The sequence below is a fragment of the Fibrobacter sp. genome (assembly GCF_045112255.1).
Taxonomy (GTDB): domain Bacteria; phylum Fibrobacterota; class Fibrobacteria; order Fibrobacterales; family Fibrobacteraceae; genus Fibrobacter.
Map to the genome: position 1 here is coordinate 1 of NZ_JBGUHR010000119.1, position 17,432 is coordinate 17,432.

The 17,432-nt window shown below is 49.4% G+C and carries 14 protein-coding genes; 11 read left to right on the top strand and 3 right to left on the bottom strand.

Features of this window, described 5'->3' with window-relative positions; all coding sequences use genetic code 11:
- Together leuS and ACJMM9_RS14880 are read left to right on the top strand one after the other, a co-directional pair.
- Positions 1 to 1,849 (top strand): leucine--tRNA ligase (gene leuS / locus ACJMM9_RS14875; protein ID WP_405328638.1); only part of this gene is annotated, 1,849 nt, incomplete at its 5' end.
- Between the two features lie 158 nt (positions 1,850 to 2,007).
- Positions 2,008 to 3,183, top strand: coding sequence for a deoxyguanosinetriphosphate triphosphohydrolase family protein (locus ACJMM9_RS14880; protein ID WP_405328640.1), 1,176 nt, complete (start codon positions 2,008 to 2,010; stop codon positions 3,181 to 3,183).
- A gap of 1 nt (position 3,184) precedes the next feature.
- Here ACJMM9_RS14880 and ACJMM9_RS14885 read toward each other — a convergent pair whose 3' ends face one another.
- Together ACJMM9_RS14885 and ACJMM9_RS14890 are read right to left on the bottom strand one after the other, a co-directional pair.
- Entirely contained in the window at positions 3,185 to 4,492 is a 1,308-nt protein-coding gene (locus ACJMM9_RS14885; RefSeq protein WP_405328642.1) for a nucleobase:cation symporter-2 family protein, read from the bottom strand.
- A gap of 119 nt (positions 4,493 to 4,611) precedes the next feature.
- Positions 4,612 to 5,193, bottom strand: coding sequence for a xanthine phosphoribosyltransferase (locus ACJMM9_RS14890; RefSeq protein ID WP_014546335.1), 582 nt, complete (start codon positions 5,191 to 5,193; stop codon positions 4,612 to 4,614).
- Between the two features lie 275 nt (positions 5,194 to 5,468).
- On the opposite strand from ACJMM9_RS14890, the gene ACJMM9_RS14895 reads away from it, so the two are divergent.
- From ACJMM9_RS14895 to ACJMM9_RS14935, 9 genes are all read left to right on the top strand, one after another.
- Positions 5,469 to 5,897 (top strand): metal-dependent transcriptional regulator, encoded by a 429-nt coding sequence (locus ACJMM9_RS14895; RefSeq protein ID WP_405328645.1) that lies wholly within the window; start codon positions 5,469 to 5,471, stop codon positions 5,895 to 5,897.
- Positions 5,898 to 5,899: 2 nt separating this feature from the next.
- Positions 5,900 to 6,184, top strand: coding sequence for a FeoA family protein (locus ACJMM9_RS14900; RefSeq protein ID WP_015732083.1), 285 nt, complete (start codon positions 5,900 to 5,902; stop codon positions 6,182 to 6,184).
- The gene (gene feoB / locus ACJMM9_RS14905; RefSeq protein ID WP_405328648.1) at positions 6,184 to 9,117 is read left to right on the top strand and encodes a ferrous iron transport protein B; all 2,934 of its coding nucleotides are present in this window, start codon (positions 6,184 to 6,186) and stop codon (positions 9,115 to 9,117) included. The genes ACJMM9_RS14900 and feoB overlap by 1 nt, the downstream gene beginning before the upstream one ends.
- 283 nt (positions 9,118 to 9,400) lie before the next feature.
- Positions 9,401 to 10,516 carry a hypothetical protein gene (locus tag ACJMM9_RS14910; RefSeq protein WP_405328651.1) on the top strand — a complete coding sequence of 372 codons (1,116 nt, stop codon included), beginning with the start codon at positions 9,401 to 9,403 and terminating at the stop codon, positions 10,514 to 10,516.
- A gap of 281 nt (positions 10,517 to 10,797) precedes the next feature.
- On the top strand, positions 10,798 to 11,358 hold the full coding sequence (locus ACJMM9_RS14915) for a DUF3793 family protein (RefSeq protein WP_405328653.1): 561 nt from the start codon (positions 10,798 to 10,800) through the stop codon (positions 11,356 to 11,358).
- Positions 11,359 to 11,387: 29 nt separating this feature from the next.
- Positions 11,388 to 11,816, top strand: coding sequence for a flavodoxin (locus tag ACJMM9_RS14920; RefSeq protein ID WP_015732085.1), 429 nt, complete (start codon positions 11,388 to 11,390; stop codon positions 11,814 to 11,816).
- Between the two features lie 237 nt (positions 11,817 to 12,053).
- A complete protein-coding gene (locus tag ACJMM9_RS14925; protein WP_405328656.1) occupies positions 12,054 to 12,281 on the top strand; it encodes a DUF1490 domain-containing protein in 228 nt (75 codons plus the stop codon).
- Between the two features lie 111 nt (positions 12,282 to 12,392).
- Complete coding sequence (locus ACJMM9_RS14930) at positions 12,393 to 14,492, top strand: heavy metal translocating P-type ATPase (protein ID WP_405328659.1); 2,100 nt, start codon at positions 12,393 to 12,395, stop codon at positions 14,490 to 14,492.
- A 129-nt stretch (positions 14,493 to 14,621) separates the two neighbouring features.
- Positions 14,622 to 14,936: a hypothetical protein gene (locus tag ACJMM9_RS14935; RefSeq protein WP_405328662.1), complete on the top strand. Its 315-nt coding sequence runs from the start codon at positions 14,622 to 14,624 to the stop codon at positions 14,934 to 14,936.
- 22 nt (positions 14,937 to 14,958) lie between these two features.
- On the opposite strand, the gene ACJMM9_RS14940 is transcribed toward ACJMM9_RS14935, so the two are convergent.
- Complete coding sequence (locus ACJMM9_RS14940) at positions 14,959 to 17,316, bottom strand: RND family transporter (RefSeq protein WP_405328664.1); 2,358 nt, start codon at positions 17,314 to 17,316, stop codon at positions 14,959 to 14,961.
- Positions 17,317 to 17,432 lie beyond the last annotated feature (116 nt).

Below are 17,432 nucleotides of genomic sequence, written 5' to 3' on the forward strand. Positions count from 1 at the left end.
TGCAACCTACATGGTCGTTGCTCCGGAACACGCTATGGTGCCGGAACTCACGACTGCCGAACAGAAGGCCGCCGTGGAAGAATACGTGCATGCCGCCGCTCTCAAGAGCGACCTCGACCGTACGGAACTCGCCAAGGAAAAGACCGGTGTGTTCACTGGTTCTTACGCCGTGAACCCGCTCACCGGCACGAAGATTCCGGTGTGGGTTGCTGACTACGTTTTGACGGGCTATGGCACCGGCGCTATCATGGCTGTGCCGGCTCACGATACTCGTGACTTTGACTTTGCAAAGAAGTTCAACCTCCCGGTTATCTGCATCATGGAACCGGATGCAAGCTGCCCCGAAGATGTTAAGCCGCTCGTGCTCAAGGGCGAAGCCTGCTGGGCTGCCGACGGCACCTACATCAATAGCGAAAATGCAACGCTCTGCCTCAACGGCCTCAACAAGAAGCAGGGTATCGCCAAGGTCATCGAATGGCTCGAAGCTAACAAGATCGGTAAGGCAACCGTGAACTACAAGCTCCGCGACTGGCTCTTCAGCCGTCAGCGTTACTGGGGCGAACCGTTCCCGATTATCCACTGGGAAGATGGCGAAATCTCTACGGTGGATGACGCCGAACTTCCGGTGCTCTTGCCGGAACTCAAGGACTACAAGCCGGGTGACGGCGGTCAGTCTCCCCTCGCCAACGCTACCGAATGGCTCCAGGTCGTCGATAAGAACGGCCGCAAGGGTATCCGCGAAACGAACACCATGCCGCAGTGGGCTGGCTCTTGCTGGTATTACCTCCGCTACATCGACGCTTGCAACGGCGACGCATTTGTGGCAAAGGAACTTGAAAAGTACTGGATGCCGGTTGACCTCTATGTGGGTGGTGCCGAACATGCCGTGCTCCACTTGCTCTACAGCCGTTTCTGGCACAAGGTCTTGTTCGATCTCGGCCTCGTCTCTACCGACGAACCGTTCCAGAAGCTCTTCAATCAGGGCATGATTCTTGCCTTCGCTTACGAAGATGCCGCTGGCTCCAAGGTCCCGACCGATGAAGTTGAAGAAAAGAACGGCAAGTACTTCAAGAAGGGTACTGACATCGAACTCAAGCAGATTGTGGCTAAGATGAGTAAGTCCCTGAAGAACGTGGTGAACCCTGATGATGTCGTTCGCGACTACGGTGCCGATAGCCTTCGCTTGTACGAAATGTTCATGGGCCCGCTCGATGCTGTGAAGCCGTGGCAGACCAAGGGCATCGAAGGCATGTTCCGCTTTTTGAATCGTGCTTGGCGAGCTGTTGTTGGTGATGATGATTGTCCTTCTGAATTTGTTGAAGGTTCTGCTCCAGAAGATATTGAAAAGCTTGTACATCAAAGTATCATTAAGGTGACAAATGATATTGAAAGCATGAGCTTCAATACAGCGATTAGCCAGCTAATGATTCTTGTTAATGAAATGTCGAAAACGCGGTATGTGCCTACGAAATTCGGAGAATCGGCTCCGGTGCTGTTCCCTGAACGCAAGCGCTACCGCGAACCGTGCGAAACGTTCGTCAAGCTCTTGCACCCGTTTGCCCCGCATATCGCCGAAGAAATGTGGAGCATCCTCGGTCACGAAGGCTCGCTCACGAATGTTGCCTGGCCGGAAGCCGACCACTCCAAGGCTGTGGAAAACACCGTCGAAGTCGTGTTCCAGGTGAACGGCAAGGTCCGCGCCAAGGCATCCGTTGCTAAGGACTTGGACAAGGCCGCCCTCGAAAAGCTCGCCATGGAAAATGATCGCATGAAGGAGTTTATGGCTGGCAAGACCGTCGTGAAGTCCATCGTTGTCCCGGGCAAGCTCGTGAACATCGTCGTTAAGTAACGCGACCATTTGTCGCGTCATCCTGACGCCGAAGGCGGAAGGATCCAGTTAAACCAAAATCTTAGAAAAAGCTCTGAAGTTCACCTTCAGGGCTTTCTTTTTGCTGTTTTTATATATTTTGTAAAACGAAAAATATTGTCACTTAATGGATTTGCCTTATGGAATGGAACGCTTCGGTCAAGAAAGAAATTGAATCCCGCTTGATGGAAAAGGAAAAGTCGCTTGCAGAATACGCTTGCAAGTCGTCGTCTGCGATTCGCTATTACGAAGCACAAGAAGATATTCGTCCGAACTTTTCTCGTGATGCGGACAAGATTATCCATTCCTATTGCTATAGCCGATACATTGACAAGACGCAGGCTTTTTACCTTGTTGAAAATGACCACATCACGCATCGAGTATTGCATGTGCAGCTGGTTGCAAAAATTGCAAGGACCATTGGGCGCTTCTTGAATCTGAACGAAGACTTGATAGAGGCAATTTCGCTAGGGCACGATGTGGGCCATACGCCTTTTGGACATGATGGCGAAAAGATTGTCTCGGCGTTTTTGCAGGAGTGCGGTGGAGGAATTTTTGAACACAACGTTCAAAGCTTTAGGCTGTTCCATGACCTTGAAGCGCGCGGCAAAGGGCTGAACCTTACTGCGCAAGTGCTTGACGGAATCATCTGCCACAACGGCGAAATCTTGAAAAATGAATACGGCTGCAACCGTAGCAAGACTCCAGAAAAACTGCTGGAAGAATACAGGAATAGCTTAAGCGGAACGCTGAAATCGAAAGAGATGGTCCCGATGACATTGGAAGGTTGCGTCATGCGAATCTCGGACGTGATTGCGTACGTTGGCCGCGACATCGAAGATGCCATCATTTTGAAATTGGTGAATCGCGAAGACATCCCCCAGGAAATCACAAAAATTCTTGGTAACAAAAACAGCGAAATCGTCAACACGCTCATTACGGACCTTGTCAACAATAGCCTAGACAGAGGAACGCTCGTCTTCTCGCCAGAAGTTTATGATTCGCTTAACCAGCTGAAAGAATGGAACTACAACAACATCTATTTGAATCCGAAAAAGTCAACCCAGGATGAAAAAATCAAGATGATGTTCCGCACCGTCTTGGAAGAATGCCTTGATGAACTTCAGTCTGGCGTGAAAAAGGCAACCGGAATCAATCACTGGCGCGAGTCGCTGGGTGAAAAATACAGGGAAACGACGCCGCTCTCGCGCATTGTCGCTGACTACGTTTCTGGAATGACCGATGACTACCTGATGAGCGTCTATAAGGAAATCGTATTGCCCAAATCCTTCGGCGTGAGCTTTGGGGAAAAGTAGTTTACTTTGCTTCTTCCTTATCCTTGGGCAATACCAAGTTCAAAAGGACGGCGAGGATGAATACCACAGCGACGCAGTTTTCAGCGAAAATGGTCTGGATAATCTGCGGGAAGATTTTGAACATCTGCGATGCGGATGTGAATCCGAGACCGGTGCTTAAGGACAAGCTAACGATAATCATGTTGCGCTGCGAGAAACCGCTTTTGGCGATCATGCCGAATCCTGCGAAGAGGATGGAACCGAACATCATGATGGTGCAGCCGCCGAGAACGGCTTGCGGGATGGTCGTGAGGAGGGTGCCTACGGGCGGGAAAAGGCCGCCGAGGAGCATGATGCCTGCGCTTGTTGCGATGGCGAAGCGGTTCACGACGCCAGAGAGCGAGGCGAGGCCGACGTTTTGGCTGAACGATGTAATCGGGGTGCAGCCGAAGAGTCCGGAAATGGAGCTGACAAAGCCGTCACAGCTGATGGCGCCTCCCATTTCGACTTTGTGAATCTGGCGCTTGAGGGCGCCGCTGCAAAGGGCGCTGGAGTCGCCGACGGTTTCTGTGGCGGACACGAGATAGATGGCGATGACGGAGAGAATTGCGCCCAAGTTAAATTCCGGAGTGAACGGGAGGAGCTTGGGGAGCGCGAAAAAGCCGTTGCTTGAAATGCCCGAGAAGTCCACCATGCCCATGCAGAGTGCAAGAATGTAACCGACGATGAGGCCGACCAGCACGGAAAGCGAACGGAGGAATCCCTTGGCAAAGACTTGCGTGAGTAGGCAGGTGAGGAGCGTGACACTTCCGACAATCCAGTTCTGTGCAGAGCCAAAGTCAGCGGCGCCTTGACCGCCTGCGAATGAATTGGCGCCGATGGGGAGTAGCGAGAATCCGATGGAGGTCACGACGGTAGCTGCCACGATATGTGGAATGAGCTTGAGCCAGTATTTGGCGCAGAGGCCGAGAAGTCCTTCGACGATACCGCCGACGATAACGGCGCCCATGAGCGTTCCCATGCCTTGCGAGACTCCGATGGAAATGGAGACGGAGAGGAACGTGAAGCTGATGCCCATGACGATGGGGAGGCGGGAACCGATTTTCCAGACGGGGTAGAGCTGGATGAGCGTACCGATGCTTGCGATAATCATGCAGTTCTGGATGAGCGAGGCGGTAAGGCCTTTTTCAATCCCGACGACATTTGCAAGGATGATGATCGGCGTAATGTTGCTCACGAACATGGCGAGCACGTGCTGCAAGCCGAATGGGATTGCCTGTAAAAGCGGAACGCGTCCGTCAAGTTGATAAATGTTGTCCGAAGTCTTCATGCTTTACCTTAAACTTTATTTCGTCATTACGAACCTTGAATGTATTGTCACGTCATTGCGGACTTTGAATGTTTTTTTACGTCATTGCGAGTTCCGCAAGGGGCGAAGCAATCTATGATTTACTGTTCGCGGAACTTGATGAATCCGGTTTCGGGATCCATGCTATCGACGATGGCGATGGATTCCAGGCGAACGCCTGCGGCGCGGAGCTTTGCTCCACCGGGCTGCATGCCCTTTTCAATGGCGATACCGACACCGACGAGTTCGGCGCCTGCTTGCTTCACGAGGTCGATGAGCGCCTTGCTGGCTTCACCGTCGGCAAGGAAGTCGTCCACGATGAGGATCTTGTCGGTCGGCTTGAGGTAGGGGCGCGAAACGAAAATGTCGTTGAACTTTTTGTGCGTGAATGAATATGCCTTGGCCACGTACTTGTCGTCGGTGCTGTTGACGGTCTGGCCCTTCTTGGCAAAAACTACGGGCACGTCGTTCAGGTAGGCGATGAATGCCGCGATGGCGATACCGCTTGCTTCGATGGTGAGCACCTTATTGAACTGGACGTCGGCAAAACGACGTTTGAACTCTTCGCCGATTTTTTGCATCAGGCGGATGTCAATCTGGTGGTTTAAGAAACTGTCAACTTTTAGGACGTTGCCGGGTTTGACTACGCCATCGGCAAGGATTTTTTGCTCAAGGAAGTTCATGCATGAAATCTAGCAAAAGGCGCGTTTTTTGCAAAGATTGCCTTGTAATAAGGATATGCCCAAAATTCCTCTTAAATAGTCAAATTGTCCATATATATGTAAAAGATAAGGATTTGGCGGGCGTGACAAGGGTGGTAATTGACGGTTATAGCGTGGCTTTTGCTGAGGCAATAGTAAAAAAGTATAAAAGTTTAGCCTTGACTAATTAGACTGGGCTTATTAAATTTAGTCATGTCTAATTAAATTAGACGACGTTAACGTAAAAGGATCATCATATGGAACACAATCACGTGAAGCTCAGCCAGAGTCTCGAAGACTATCTTGAGATGGTGCACATGCTTCGTTTAGCGAACGGAATTGCCCGTGTCAAGGACATTGCGGCAGCTCTGTCTGTCAAGATGCCTTCTGTGGCTAAGGCAATTCTCGAACTCAAAAAACTCGGGCTTGTGACGCAGGAACCTTATAGTGGTGTGGAACTCACCGACGAAGGTCGCAAGGCTGCAGCCGATGTGCTGAACCGTCACATCCTCCTCAAGGGATTTTTGATTCGTCTGGGAGTTTCAGAAGCGATTGCGGACAAAGATGCTTGCAGCATGGAACACATTCTTTCGGCTGAAACGCTTGCGACTATTGAAGAATTCATGAAGAAGAATAACGCAAGTGCCGTCGTGAAGAAGGCTCCCAAAAGTGAAAAAAGGAAATAACAATGGGTTGTAATTGCGGTTGCGGCGGCAAGTCGCAAACTAAAAAGTGGGATTTGGAACCGAAATTTTCGGATCTCAAGAAGGGCGACAAAGTTGAAATTGTCGGCTACAATGAGGGCGATGCCCGCTACAAGTCCAAGCTTTTGTCGATGGGACTTGTCCGTGGCGTAACGCTTGAAGTCTTGCAGATTGCACCTCTCGGGGATCCGATTGAGGTGAGTGTTCTTTCTTACCGTTTGTCGCTTCGCAGACAAGAAGCGAACGTTCTTAAATTGAAGAGGGTCTAATGGCTCCGAAGCTTTTTACTATTGCAATTGCCGGTAACCCGAACTGCGGTAAAACGGCTCTTTTTAATGCTCTTACGGGTGCTCGCCAACATGTTGGTAACTGGCCGGGCGTGACTGTCGAAAAGAAGGAAGGCTTCTTTGAACTCGGTAACCAGCATATCCGCGTGGTGGACTTGCCGGGTACCTATGCTCTCTTTGCCAATGCCGAAGATGAACGCGCCGCTGTGGACTACTTGCTCACTCGCGAAGCGGACCTTATCATCAATATCATTGATGCTTCGAACATTGAACGTAACTTGTTCCTCACTTCTCAGCTTGCCGATATGCACCTGCCGATGGTGATTGCGGCAAACATGATTGATATTGCTGAACAGCGCGGCTTGCATTTGGATTTGGATATCCTTGCTGAACGCTTTGGCGTGCCGGTGGTTCCGCTTTCTGCTGTGAACGACAAGAGCATTACGAACTTCATCAGTGAAATGGCCCACGTGATTTCGGGCAAGATGATGAAGCCGAAGGCTATTGATTACGGCGAAAAGGTCGAATCCGCTATCAAGTATTTGGAACCGAAGGTTGAACCGGTTGCAAAGCTTTTGGATACGGATGCTCGCTGGGTTTCGCTCATGTACTTGGGCAACGAAAAGAGCTATGCAGACAAGTTTGCCGAAGCCAAGGTCCAGATCAACAAGGCTGAAGTGACCTCTATTCTTGGCGAAGAAAGCGAATTTGCGATGGCAGATGTGCGCTACAGCATGGCGCACGAAATTGCAAGCAAGACGATCCTTTCGAACCGTTCCAAGAGGACTTGGTCGGATAAGCTCGACTCCGTGCTCTTGAACCGCTGGGCATCGCTTCCGATTTTCCTCTTGGTCATGTACCTGGTCTTCTGGGTTGCAGTGACGATCGGTTCTGCTTTCATTGATTTCTTTGACGTGCTGTTTGGCGCTATCTTTGTGGATGGCCTTGGCTACTTGCTCACGGATGTGCTCCATGCGCCGGGCTTTGTATCTGCAATCCTCGCGGACGGTATCGGTGCCGGTATCCAGACAGTTTCGACGTTCATCCCGGTCATCTTCTTCATGTTCCTCTGCCTTTCTTTCTTGGAAGACTCTGGTTACATGGCGCGTGCCGCTTTTGTGGCAGACCGCTTTATGCGATTCCTCGGACTCCCGGGCCGCGCATTTGTGCCGATGATGGTTGGCTTTGGTTGCGGTGTGCCGGGCATTATGGGTTCTCGTGTGCTCGAATCCAAGCGTGAACGCTTCCTCACGATTTTCCTCGTGCCGTTCATGAGCTGCGGCGCTCGCCTCCCGGTGTATGCGCTGTTTGCGGCTGCATTCTTCGGAACGCAGGCAGGGACGGTCGTGTTTGCCCTCTACCTTGCGGGCGTTCTCTTTGCGATCGTGTACGGCTTGATTCTTCGCCGCTCCTTGTTTGTTGGTGAGGCCAGCAACTTTGTGATGGAGCTGCCGCCTTATCACTTGCCGAAGTTCAAGTCGCTCATGATCCACTCCTGGCTCCGTTTGCGTGACTACGTGATCCGTGCCGGTAAGGTGATTACGATTGCGGTTGCTATTCTCGGCTTCCTCAACAGCTTTGGCTTTGTGGACAAGCTCTACACCGAAATCAATGGCGAAAAGACTGAAATCGTGAAGAGCGAAGAAGGCTACGTCATGATGCAGGACGAAAAGGAAGTCCCGCTCCCTGAAGGTGTCGTGATTGACGAATCCAAGATCCAGACGGAAAGTGAATTTACTGCAGGTAACGGCGATTCCGAAAACAGCTTGCTTTCTGTAATCGGTAAGGCGATTACCCCGATTTTCGAACCGTTCGGTGTTGAATCCAACAACTGGCCGGCTTCTGTGTCCCTCTTCACGGGCCTCCTTGCTAAGGAAGCTGTGATTGGTACGATGAACTCGTTGTACTCCATGGCGGGTTCTGGTGAAGCCGCAGAAGAAAGCGCTACTGCTGAAAAGGCTGCTCCGAACGTCATTCCGGCCTCCGAGCCGGAATCCTCTACAGCTGAGATGGCGGATCAAGCCCGCCATGACGGTGAAGCACCTGCTGCCGCCGCTGATAGCGCTGTAGTGGATTCCGTAAAGGTCGCCTCGAACGTCATTCCGGCCTCCGAGCCGGAATCCTCTACGGCTGAGATGGCGGATCAAGCCCGCCATGACGATGAAGCTCCTGCCGAAGAAAAGGTTCTCATCGCTGGCGTGGACGAATGCCCTGCCGAAGAAGAGGAAGAAGGCGGTGCTCCGGACATTCTCGGTGCGCTCAAGGAAGCCCTCGGCACGATTCCTGAAAATTTGAGCGAAGTCTTTGGTTCACTCACGGACATTCTCGGGACTTCTGGCGAACTTGAAGCTCAGAATGCCGCAGAACTCAAGAAGGTCACGCTCGACAAGATTCTTGATGCGAAGGCAATTACTTGCGAAGAATACGCTTCTATCGAAACCTTCAGCGAAGATGAAGGTGCTGACAAGGCTCGCGAAGAAGTCTTTGCAAAGCTTGCTGCTGCAGGCCTCACTTTGAGCGAAGATGAAATCGGTGCTCTCGAAGAAGGCGACTTGAGCGAAACGGCTGACATCTATGCCAACCTCCGTTCTTACTTCCACAACCCGGACAAGAACGGAAATCCGGTCGATGGATTTAACTGGCAGGTGTTTGCATTCCTCATCTTCATCTTGCTCTATGTGCCGTGCCTTGCTGCGATGGGTGTCGTGGTTCGTGAAATCGGCCTTGGACTCGGTGTGCTGATGGCTGTGGTGCAGACTGTCCTCGCTTGGGCTGTCGCGGTACTCCTCTACCAGGTGCCGGTCGGTGGAAATGTGTTCTGGATTGTAAGCTCGATCATCGTGCTTGTGGCAACGTTTGTATTCCTCAAGCTCTTTGGATTGAACGCAAATAAGAAAGGGCGTTTCGAAGACTAATTGTATTTGAGTCAAGAATCATTATTAAGGGCTGGTAGGCCCGAAACCTGCCAGCCCTTAATTAAACGCCTTGAATTAGACTAAACTAACAAAGATAGGAGAAACTAACATATGGGCGCTGAAAAAAATGATTCTGAATGGAATGAACTGAAAAATAATTGGCACGCTCTTTGCTTTAAGAAGAGTAAAAAGGGCGAAAAGCCAAGGATTTTGTAACACAAAATGTAAAATACTTGACGGAGTGTTACAAAAGCGAATAAAAAATCCGTCATGGGAGTGATTTATGAAGACTCGTTTAACATCCAACCTTTTGTTTGGTCTTGCTGCTGCATCTATCCTTGCCGTTCCGGCTATTGCTCAGGAAGCTGAAGCCGCATCTAAAGGCCCGGAAGTCAAGTTCTCTGGTGAAGTAGAATTTGATGCTTATACAGGTGATGTCGTCAATGAAGATATTAAGAGCCATAGCTACGAATCAACATTTGACTTGAACGTAGATGTGAAATTTAACGAAAAGTGGTCTGCATCCGTACAGTTGGAAGCTGATGGCAAAACGACGGATCCGAAAGCTATTTATAATGGTGCATTTGTCCAGTACACGCATAGCGACAAGTTTGCCGTGAAGTTTGGTGACTTGACTTTCTCGGAAGGCGCTTTCCTCAACTTCTACGATTATGACGATCCGGCTGATAACGCCGCTGGTATGGCAGAACACGATATCCGCGGTTTCGAAATCGACTATGACGGCCTTGTGTTTGGCCTTGGCTTTGGCCGCGGTGGCAACGACAATCCGGATTCTTGCCCAGAAGATGAAGAATGTGTCGGCTATGCCTATGATCTTCACCTTGCTTACGAACTCGGCCTTGGCGATCAGGTGTTGCGTCCGTTTGTGGATTACAAGTCCTATCAGGAAGCTAAGCATAATGAATTCCATGCCGGTCTTGATGCAAATTTGAAAGCAGATGTATTCACTTTCCACTTTGTGTATGGCTTGCATATGGATAATCTTGGTGAAGATACTCCGAAAGCAACGCATGCATTCCTGGCTGAACCTGCTGTAGAACTTGGCAAGGTGAATATTAAGGGATCTGTGTTCTTTGCTATTATCGATAAGGACGATCCGACTGATCACGGCGAAGAAATTCCTGAATATTTCTTTGCCTATGGTGAGCCGAGTGTGAAGATAAACGATGTCATTGCTCTTGGTCTTCCGTTGGAATATCACACAAATACGACGGATAAGGACGAAGATGTTTCTGTGTTCAACATTGGTCTTCGCGCATACTTCACTCCTATTGAAGGTCTTGACGTAACAGGCTTTGCCAAGGTGAATATCCCTGTTGGTGACGACGCTGATGACGCTGGCCTCAAGCTTGGTCTCGAAACTGTGTTTGCATTCTAAGATTTTGCCATAGGATAAACCTCCCGCCTCGATGAATGTCGTGGGCGGGATTTTTATATAGATAAATTTTATTAGATGAATCTAACTTTAAGGATTGTTTTGTGTCTATTTGGAGTTGAGTTAGGGAATAAAAAATTCTAAAATACATCTCAGAGACTATTGCCATAGAAGCTCGGCTAGCATATAGATTTCGTTACCTCATATATGCTAGATAGGTTATCCCGCCGTGGCGAAGGCTAACGGCGGGATTTTTGACTTTATACTAAATACTTAGGTTGTTCATGGATAGAAGCCTTGATTCCTGCTTGGTTCGACAATGCGCCCCGACTCTTGCGGGCCATAAGTTGGGCAATCTCTTTTGTGTTGATGTTGCTGATGGTGTTTTGCTTTGCAATATCCTTGCTCGTTGGAATCAGGCATTGAACCCTAAGGGCGTTATTGCTCGCGTGATTGCTGAACGTTGTGGACGTTATTTTATCTATGTCTACCGGAATAGCGCTTTACAAAATTTGGGATGCTCTTGCGAAGTACGTAATTTTTTGAAAGGTTTTGGCTACAGCTGCTTTGATGCTGAATCGCTGTTGAACTTTTTTCAGGTTCGCATGACGCGCTCGGTGTGCTTTCCGCATGAAGTGGGCGTGTTTTTGGGCTATCCGCTTGACGACGTGAAAGATTTTATTACGTACGGCGGTAAAAATTACAAGCTGATTGGCTGCTGGAAGGTCTATAACGACGTGCCGAATTCCATGCACATTTTTGAAGTATACAAAAAATGTCAAAAAATTTTACGTGAACGATTTGAATCAGGCGATTCTTTGGAAGAATTGACTGTTGCATGTTAACTAACCGAAAAAACAAAAAGGAACATAAAATGAATAAAATTGCTGTTATTTTCTGGACGGGTACGGGTAATACCGAAGTTATGGCGAATGAAGTGGTTGCTGGCGCAAAGGAAGCTGGTGCCGATGTGACGCTTTTCAATACGTCCGCTTTTTCTGCCGATAAGGCCCAGGAATTTGACAAGTTTGCTTTGGGCTGCCCGGCAATGGGTGCTGAAGAACTCGAAGATAGCGAATTCCAGCCGCTTTATGATCAGCTGAAGGCCCAGATTTCGGGCAAGAAGGTTGTGCTTTTCGGCTCTTACGGCTGGGGTGGCGGCGAATGGATGAATCCGTGGAAAGAAGATGCTGCAAATGCAGGCCTCGTGCTTGCTGATGAACCGCTCGCTATTGAAGGCGCGCCGGATGACGCTGGCAAGGAAAAGTGCCGTGAACTCGGCAAGGTTCTTGCACTTTCCTAGTTGTTGAGTCTTGATGATCCAAAAAAAAATGTTAGGCTCTCTAACAAAATTAGAGAGTCTAACATTGTTAGAATTTCACTAACAATGTTAGCGTTAATCTCGTGAAACTCAACTGCGATGCGGGGTCGCGTAAGTTGAGCATTTAATTTATTTGTAATTTGCAATTGGAGGGGAGAGTATCTAATTTTGAGATGCGGACAGGTGCTCCGCTGATTTTTCTTTAATAAGGAGAAACATATGTCTATATTCAAAAATGAAAAATTCTGGCTCGTCATTGCTGGCGCTGTGGGTTCTGCTGTCGCTAAGAAGGTCCTCAAGGCTAAAAAGACCCGCGAACTCGCTGTGACCGGACTTGCCCATGGCATGAAGTTCACCGCTGACGCCAAGGCAGCCTTCCAGGACATGAAGGACGAAGCAAACGATATCTGCAACGACGCCAAGGCAGAAGCAGGACTTGAAAAATAATTCGGAATTAGGATTTCGGAATGCGGAATTGAAATAATCGCGGCGAAGCCGCCAAATTAACTAATTCCTAATTCATACTTCCTAATTCCTAATTTTAATTGATATATCGCTATGAGATTCAGAATCGTTTACGATAAGCCGGGTCGCCTTCGCTTGCGTGCTGGGGCGTACGCTTTTGAACGTGAATATGAAGCGCGCATTCACAAGGCTTGCTTGAATGAGCCTTGCGTTAAAAGTGTTGTGGTGCGTAGCGTCAATGGCGGCCTCCTTTTTGAATATACCGCCAAGGCGGGTGATTTCGAGACTAGCCGTAAGCAGATTCTTGATTTTGTAAGAGCGCTTAACCCCAAAGAATTGCCCGAATGCGATGGTGAAACGGAATACCAGTTGCAAGCATTGGATGATGGCTTTAAGGCAAGCCTCACGGGAATGATTGCAAGGCGCTATTTGTTGCGCTGGTTTGTTCCGCTTCCGATTCGCACGGCGATTACGGTGGTTCGCGGGTTGCGTTATGTGGCTCGCGGGATTTCGACGCTCATGAGCGGAAAGCTCACCGTCGATGTTTTGGACGGGGCGGCAATTGGTGCAAGCCTTCTCCAGAAAAATTATGAGTCCGCAGGCACGGTCATGTTCCTTTTGGGCGTGTCGGGCTTGCTGGAAGATTATACCAAGGCGCGTACGCGCACGGCTTTGACGGGTAGCCTCGCCGTCAAGGTCGATAAGGTCTGGGTCGTGAAAGACGGCGTGGATACATTGGTGGATATGAAGGACGTCCAGGTCGATGACTTGGTGCGCATCCGTTCCGGTAGCATGATTCCTGTTGATGGTCGCGTGATTGAAGGCGAAGCCTTTGTGAACGAATCGACGATGACGGGCGAATCCAAGGCGGTGATGAAAACTGCCGGCAGAATTGTTTTTGCAGGGACGGTTCTTGAAGAAGGCGCGATTGTCGTGAAGGTCCATGCGGTTAACAGCAACACGAAAATCCAGAAGATCGTGGAACTGATCGACCGTAGCGAAGACTTGAAGGCGAGCGTGCAGAGCCGCGCGGAACATTTGGCCGATAGCATCGTACCGTTCAGTTTCCTTGGCTTTGGGCTTACGCTGCTCTTGACGCAGAACATCTCTCGTGCGGTTTCCATCTTGATGGTGGATTACTCTTGTGCGATAAAGCTCTCGACTCCGATTTCCGTGATTTCTGCACTGCGTGAAGCGGCGGATATGGATATGACGGTGAAGGGCGGCAAGTACTTGGAAGAACTTGCTCTTGCCGATACGATTGTGTTCGACAAGACGGGAACGCTCACGAAGGCGGAACCGCGACTTGAAAAGATTATTCCGTTTGGCGAATATTCCGAAAAGCGAATCTTGAAAATTGCGGCATGCATCGAGGAACATTTCCCGCATAGCATGGCTCGTGCGATTGTCAAGGCCGCGATGGAACGCAATATCAATCACGCCGAAGAACATGCCGATGTGCAGTACATCGTGGCGCACGGTATCGCAACTTCGCTTAAGGGCAAGCGCGTGGTCATCGGAAGCAAGCATTTTGTCATTGAAGACGAAAAAGTCAATGTCTCTGAAGAAAACCAGGCGATTATTGATGCGCAGGCGGGTGCAGCCTCCGTGATTTACCTCGGCATTGGCGGTGAGTTGGCAGGTGCTATTTGCATTGGCGACCCTCCGCGTGAAGAAGCTGCGGAAGCGATTCGCGGGCTGCGTGAAAGCTGCATCAAGAATGTGGTGATGTTGACGGGCGATAGCCTGAATGCGGCGGAACGCGTTGCGGAACATTTGGGAATCGATACGTTCTTTGCGCAGGTCTTGCCTGAAGACAAGCACCATTATGTGGAACGCATGAAGGCCGAAGGCAAGCGCGTAATCATGGTGGGTGACGGCATCAACGATGCTCCAGCACTCGCTGCGGCAAATGTCTCTGTCGCCATGAGCGATGCTTCGGACATTGCCCGTGAAACTGCCGATGTGACGCTCCGCCGCGAGAATCTCCAAGACCTCGTGGAACTGCGCCTCTTGAGCCAAAAGCTGATGGATCGCATCATGATGAACTACCGCTTTATCATCACGTTCAATACAAGCTTGCTTGTAGGCGGATTCTTCGGTCTGCTTTCTCCGACAACGTCAGCGTTCTTGCACAACATCTCAACAATGGGCATCTGTGCAAAAAGCATGACCAAATTGAAGGTTGAGTAATTAAAATTCAAAATGTTTGCAAAAAAGGTAGTCGAAAGACTACCTTTTTTGCAATATTTCTTTTAAATTTATTGTTGAGACGCTGATTTTACAAAAACCACTGAGTGTTCGTGATAGGATTGTTCCACTATGATTCAATTGAAGTCCATATATCTTTTTGTTATGATGTTTCTTTTGCTTCATGCTGCTTGTTGGGCTCAATTGCTAAATTCTTCACCCAAAAAACAATTGGTGGAGCAAGATTCTGTTGTTTTGTACCCATTAAATTTTGCGGATGCAACAAAAGAATCTGCTCTTGATAGCTCGATGAATTTTTTAAATCGTCCGCAAAATGAACCAAATTTCTTAATACGTCTTGGAATTTGCGCTGCTTCAGCTTTAGCGTATAAACCGGGTGGTTCGCCTGCGTTATGCAATATTGTACCCCCGGTAAAACGTTGGTGATGTAGTAATTGATACGATCAATCTATTTGCGTTTTTCTTTCCCGTAGGGCTTGGTGACGTATACGAGGGCGGTGGTGAGCGTGTAGTCGGCGACGAGGGCGGCGGCAAGACCGACGATGGAAAGCAATCCGACGTTGTGCAATGCGCCCATCGGGCTGAAGATGAACACGAAGAACATCGCGCAGAGAATGAATGTCGTCATGCCCATTGTCTTTCCAATTTCACGGTAAGAGAGCAACAGCGCTTTTTTGTAGCTGTCTGTGCGTTCGTATCCGTATTTGATGTGGTTGTTCATGTGGATGGTGTCGTCAACGGCAATGCCCAAAATCATCGGCATCACGATCATTGTTATCATGTCAAGTGGCATTCCCGAATAGCCCATGACGCCGCCGATTAAAAGCACGGGCGCGACGTTTGGAATCATGCCAATCAGGCCCGCCTTGATGCTCCCGAATGCGAGAATCATCATAATGGCGATAATCACGAAAGAGCCTCCGAACGAACGCAATAATCCGTTCACGAGCTTACCGTTCATTTCGGCGTAGTTTACGACTTCGCCGACGATTGACGTTTTGGCGTCCGGGAAAATTTGTGCGGCATATGATTCTGCGGAATCGAGGTCTTCTACAATTTTCTTGGCGTCGTATCCAGCGAGTTCGATATGGATGTATGTTGTTTTGTAATCTTCGTCCATGCGTTCAAAGAGCGCGTCGGCATCTGAAATCTCGTAGAGGAAAAGCAATTGCGTGAGCATGTCCTGCGCATCGGGAATCTTGTAATATTCCGTGCTGTCGCTGTTCAGCGTACGGTTCATTTCTTTCACGAGTCTCGTTATCGATTGCACGCGGGGTTTGTCACCCGAAGTTTTTGTGAGCTGGAGTGTGCCGAGTTTTTGTTCAAGCGCTTCGATGCGTTTCATGTTGGCGGGGTCTTTCAAGGCGTCGCTGTCGTTGAATTCGACCATCACATTGAAATCGTAGAGGCATCCGAGCTTGCCGCTGAGCATGTCCATGAGTCTTGTGACGAATGGGATTTTTTCGCCCATTGTTTTTGTGTAGTCCATGTTCACGTCAATGTTCATGACTCCTGGAATTTGCGCCAGCATTATGGCGGCTGAAATCGCGGCGACGATTCCGCTGTGCCTGCAAACTTTGCGACCGAAAAATTCAAAGAGAATGTCCGCTTTTGTGGCGCCTGCCGCTTTTACTTCTGTCGGATCGGGCTTTGCGTTTTTGCCGAAGCTCATGAGAATCGGAATCAAGATGATGACATACAAATAAACCATGAAGACGATGCCTGCCGAAATGCCACCAATCCAGCGGATGGGGCGGATGCCTGCGAACAGGAACGAAATCAGCGAGGCAACGGTGGTGATGACGGTGAAGAGGATCGGCCAGCCAGTTTCTTCGACGGCATTAATCACAGATTCGCGGCGGTTGCCCGTGCGCCTAAAATGCATGCGGAAAGAATTGATGTAATGGATGGAATAGCCGACCGAAAGTGCCATGCCCAAAAGTATGGGGAGTGCGACCATGCTTTCGTCGCCGACGATGCCAAGCCAGGCGTTTACGCCGAGTACGGATGCGATTCCTCCGACGGTTGCAATGGCGGGAACGATGACTCCACGCAAAGAGCGTACGAATAAAATGAGGCAAACGAGCATAACGGCGAAGCCGAAGCAAATGCGCATGGCGCATTCACGCGAGATGACTTCGTTTTCTTCCATTTCTGTGTAGCTCATACCAGTTGGCAAGAACTGGAACTTATCACTTTGGAATTCTTCGGAGAGGATGACGTTGCGGGCGAAAGGTGCTATGCTGTCTTTGCCGAAATCAACGCCGCCTTCGTACGATTTCAACGAGAGAATGACCCATGTTTCTTTGACGTCGTCAGAGACGATGTTGTTTACGAGCGATTCGCGGCTCATGATGAGCGATTTCTTGGTGGAGAGTTGCGCCGTGTCTGTCGGGATACCGCTTTCGAACGGATTGATAACTTCGAAGCCTTCATCGTTTGCGATGGGTATGGATAAGTTGTGCGTGAGTGAAACGACGCGGTCGGCGTAAGGAACTTCGTTTTCGAGGCGTTTAGAAAGTCGGTCAATGGCGCTTAAAACTTCGGGGGCGAATACATCGTTGGCGCGCACGAGAACCATGTAAGAATCTTCGCTGCCAAAAATTTCGTTGAAGTGAGCCTGATCGATTTTGACTTTGTCCCAGTCGTCGAACCATTCTTCTTCGCTGGCGGTCATTTGCAGTTGCGGAAGCCCGAGGCATGCGGCGAGAGTCACAAGAATTGTTGCGAGTAAGATCAGCCAACGGAATTTGACTTGAAAACGCCCCAGACGGGCGAAGACTTTATTAACGCGAGAAACTTGCATGTTTCCTCCCCAAAAAATTTGCCCGAATTTAAGATAACGCGTTGTATTTTTCTACTCCAATCGGACGCGTTAGGAACATGCGCGTATATAGTATGTATGGAAAATATTAAACTAGG

Bases quoted from the DNA above. Each gene is read 5' to 3' on its own strand.
- ACJMM9_RS14935 (WP_405328662.1), top strand. From the start codon at position 14,622: ATGATTCAATTGAAGTCCATATATCTTTTTGTTATGATGTTTCTTTTG.
- ACJMM9_RS14940 (WP_405328664.1), bottom strand. From the start codon at position 17,316: ATGCAAGTTTCTCGCGTTAATAAAGTCTTCGCCCGTCTGGGGCGTTTT.
- ACJMM9_RS14880 (WP_405328640.1), top strand. From the start codon at position 2,008: ATGGAATGGAACGCTTCGGTCAAGAAAGAAATTGAATCCCGCTTGATG.
- ACJMM9_RS14925 (WP_405328656.1), top strand. From the start codon at position 12,054: ATGTCTATATTCAAAAATGAAAAATTCTGGCTCGTCATTGCTGGCGCT.
- ACJMM9_RS14890 (WP_014546335.1), bottom strand. From the start codon at position 5,193: ATGAACTTCCTTGAGCAAAAAATCCTTGCCGATGGCGTAGTCAAACCC.
- ACJMM9_RS14915 (WP_405328653.1), top strand. From the start codon at position 10,798: ATGGATAGAAGCCTTGATTCCTGCTTGGTTCGACAATGCGCCCCGACT.
- ACJMM9_RS14920 (WP_015732085.1), top strand. From the start codon at position 11,388: ATGAATAAAATTGCTGTTATTTTCTGGACGGGTACGGGTAATACCGAA.
- ACJMM9_RS14885 (WP_405328642.1), bottom strand. From the start codon at position 4,492: ATGAAGACTTCGGACAACATTTATCAACTTGACGGACGCGTTCCGCTT.
- ACJMM9_RS14895 (WP_405328645.1), top strand. From the start codon at position 5,469: ATGGAACACAATCACGTGAAGCTCAGCCAGAGTCTCGAAGACTATCTT.
- feoB (WP_405328648.1), top strand. From the start codon at position 6,184: ATGGCTCCGAAGCTTTTTACTATTGCAATTGCCGGTAACCCGAACTGC.
- ACJMM9_RS14930 (WP_405328659.1), top strand. From the start codon at position 12,393: ATGAGATTCAGAATCGTTTACGATAAGCCGGGTCGCCTTCGCTTGCGT.
- ACJMM9_RS14900 (WP_015732083.1), top strand. From the start codon at position 5,900: ATGGGTTGTAATTGCGGTTGCGGCGGCAAGTCGCAAACTAAAAAGTGG.
- ACJMM9_RS14910 (WP_405328651.1), top strand. From the start codon at position 9,401: ATGAAGACTCGTTTAACATCCAACCTTTTGTTTGGTCTTGCTGCTGCA.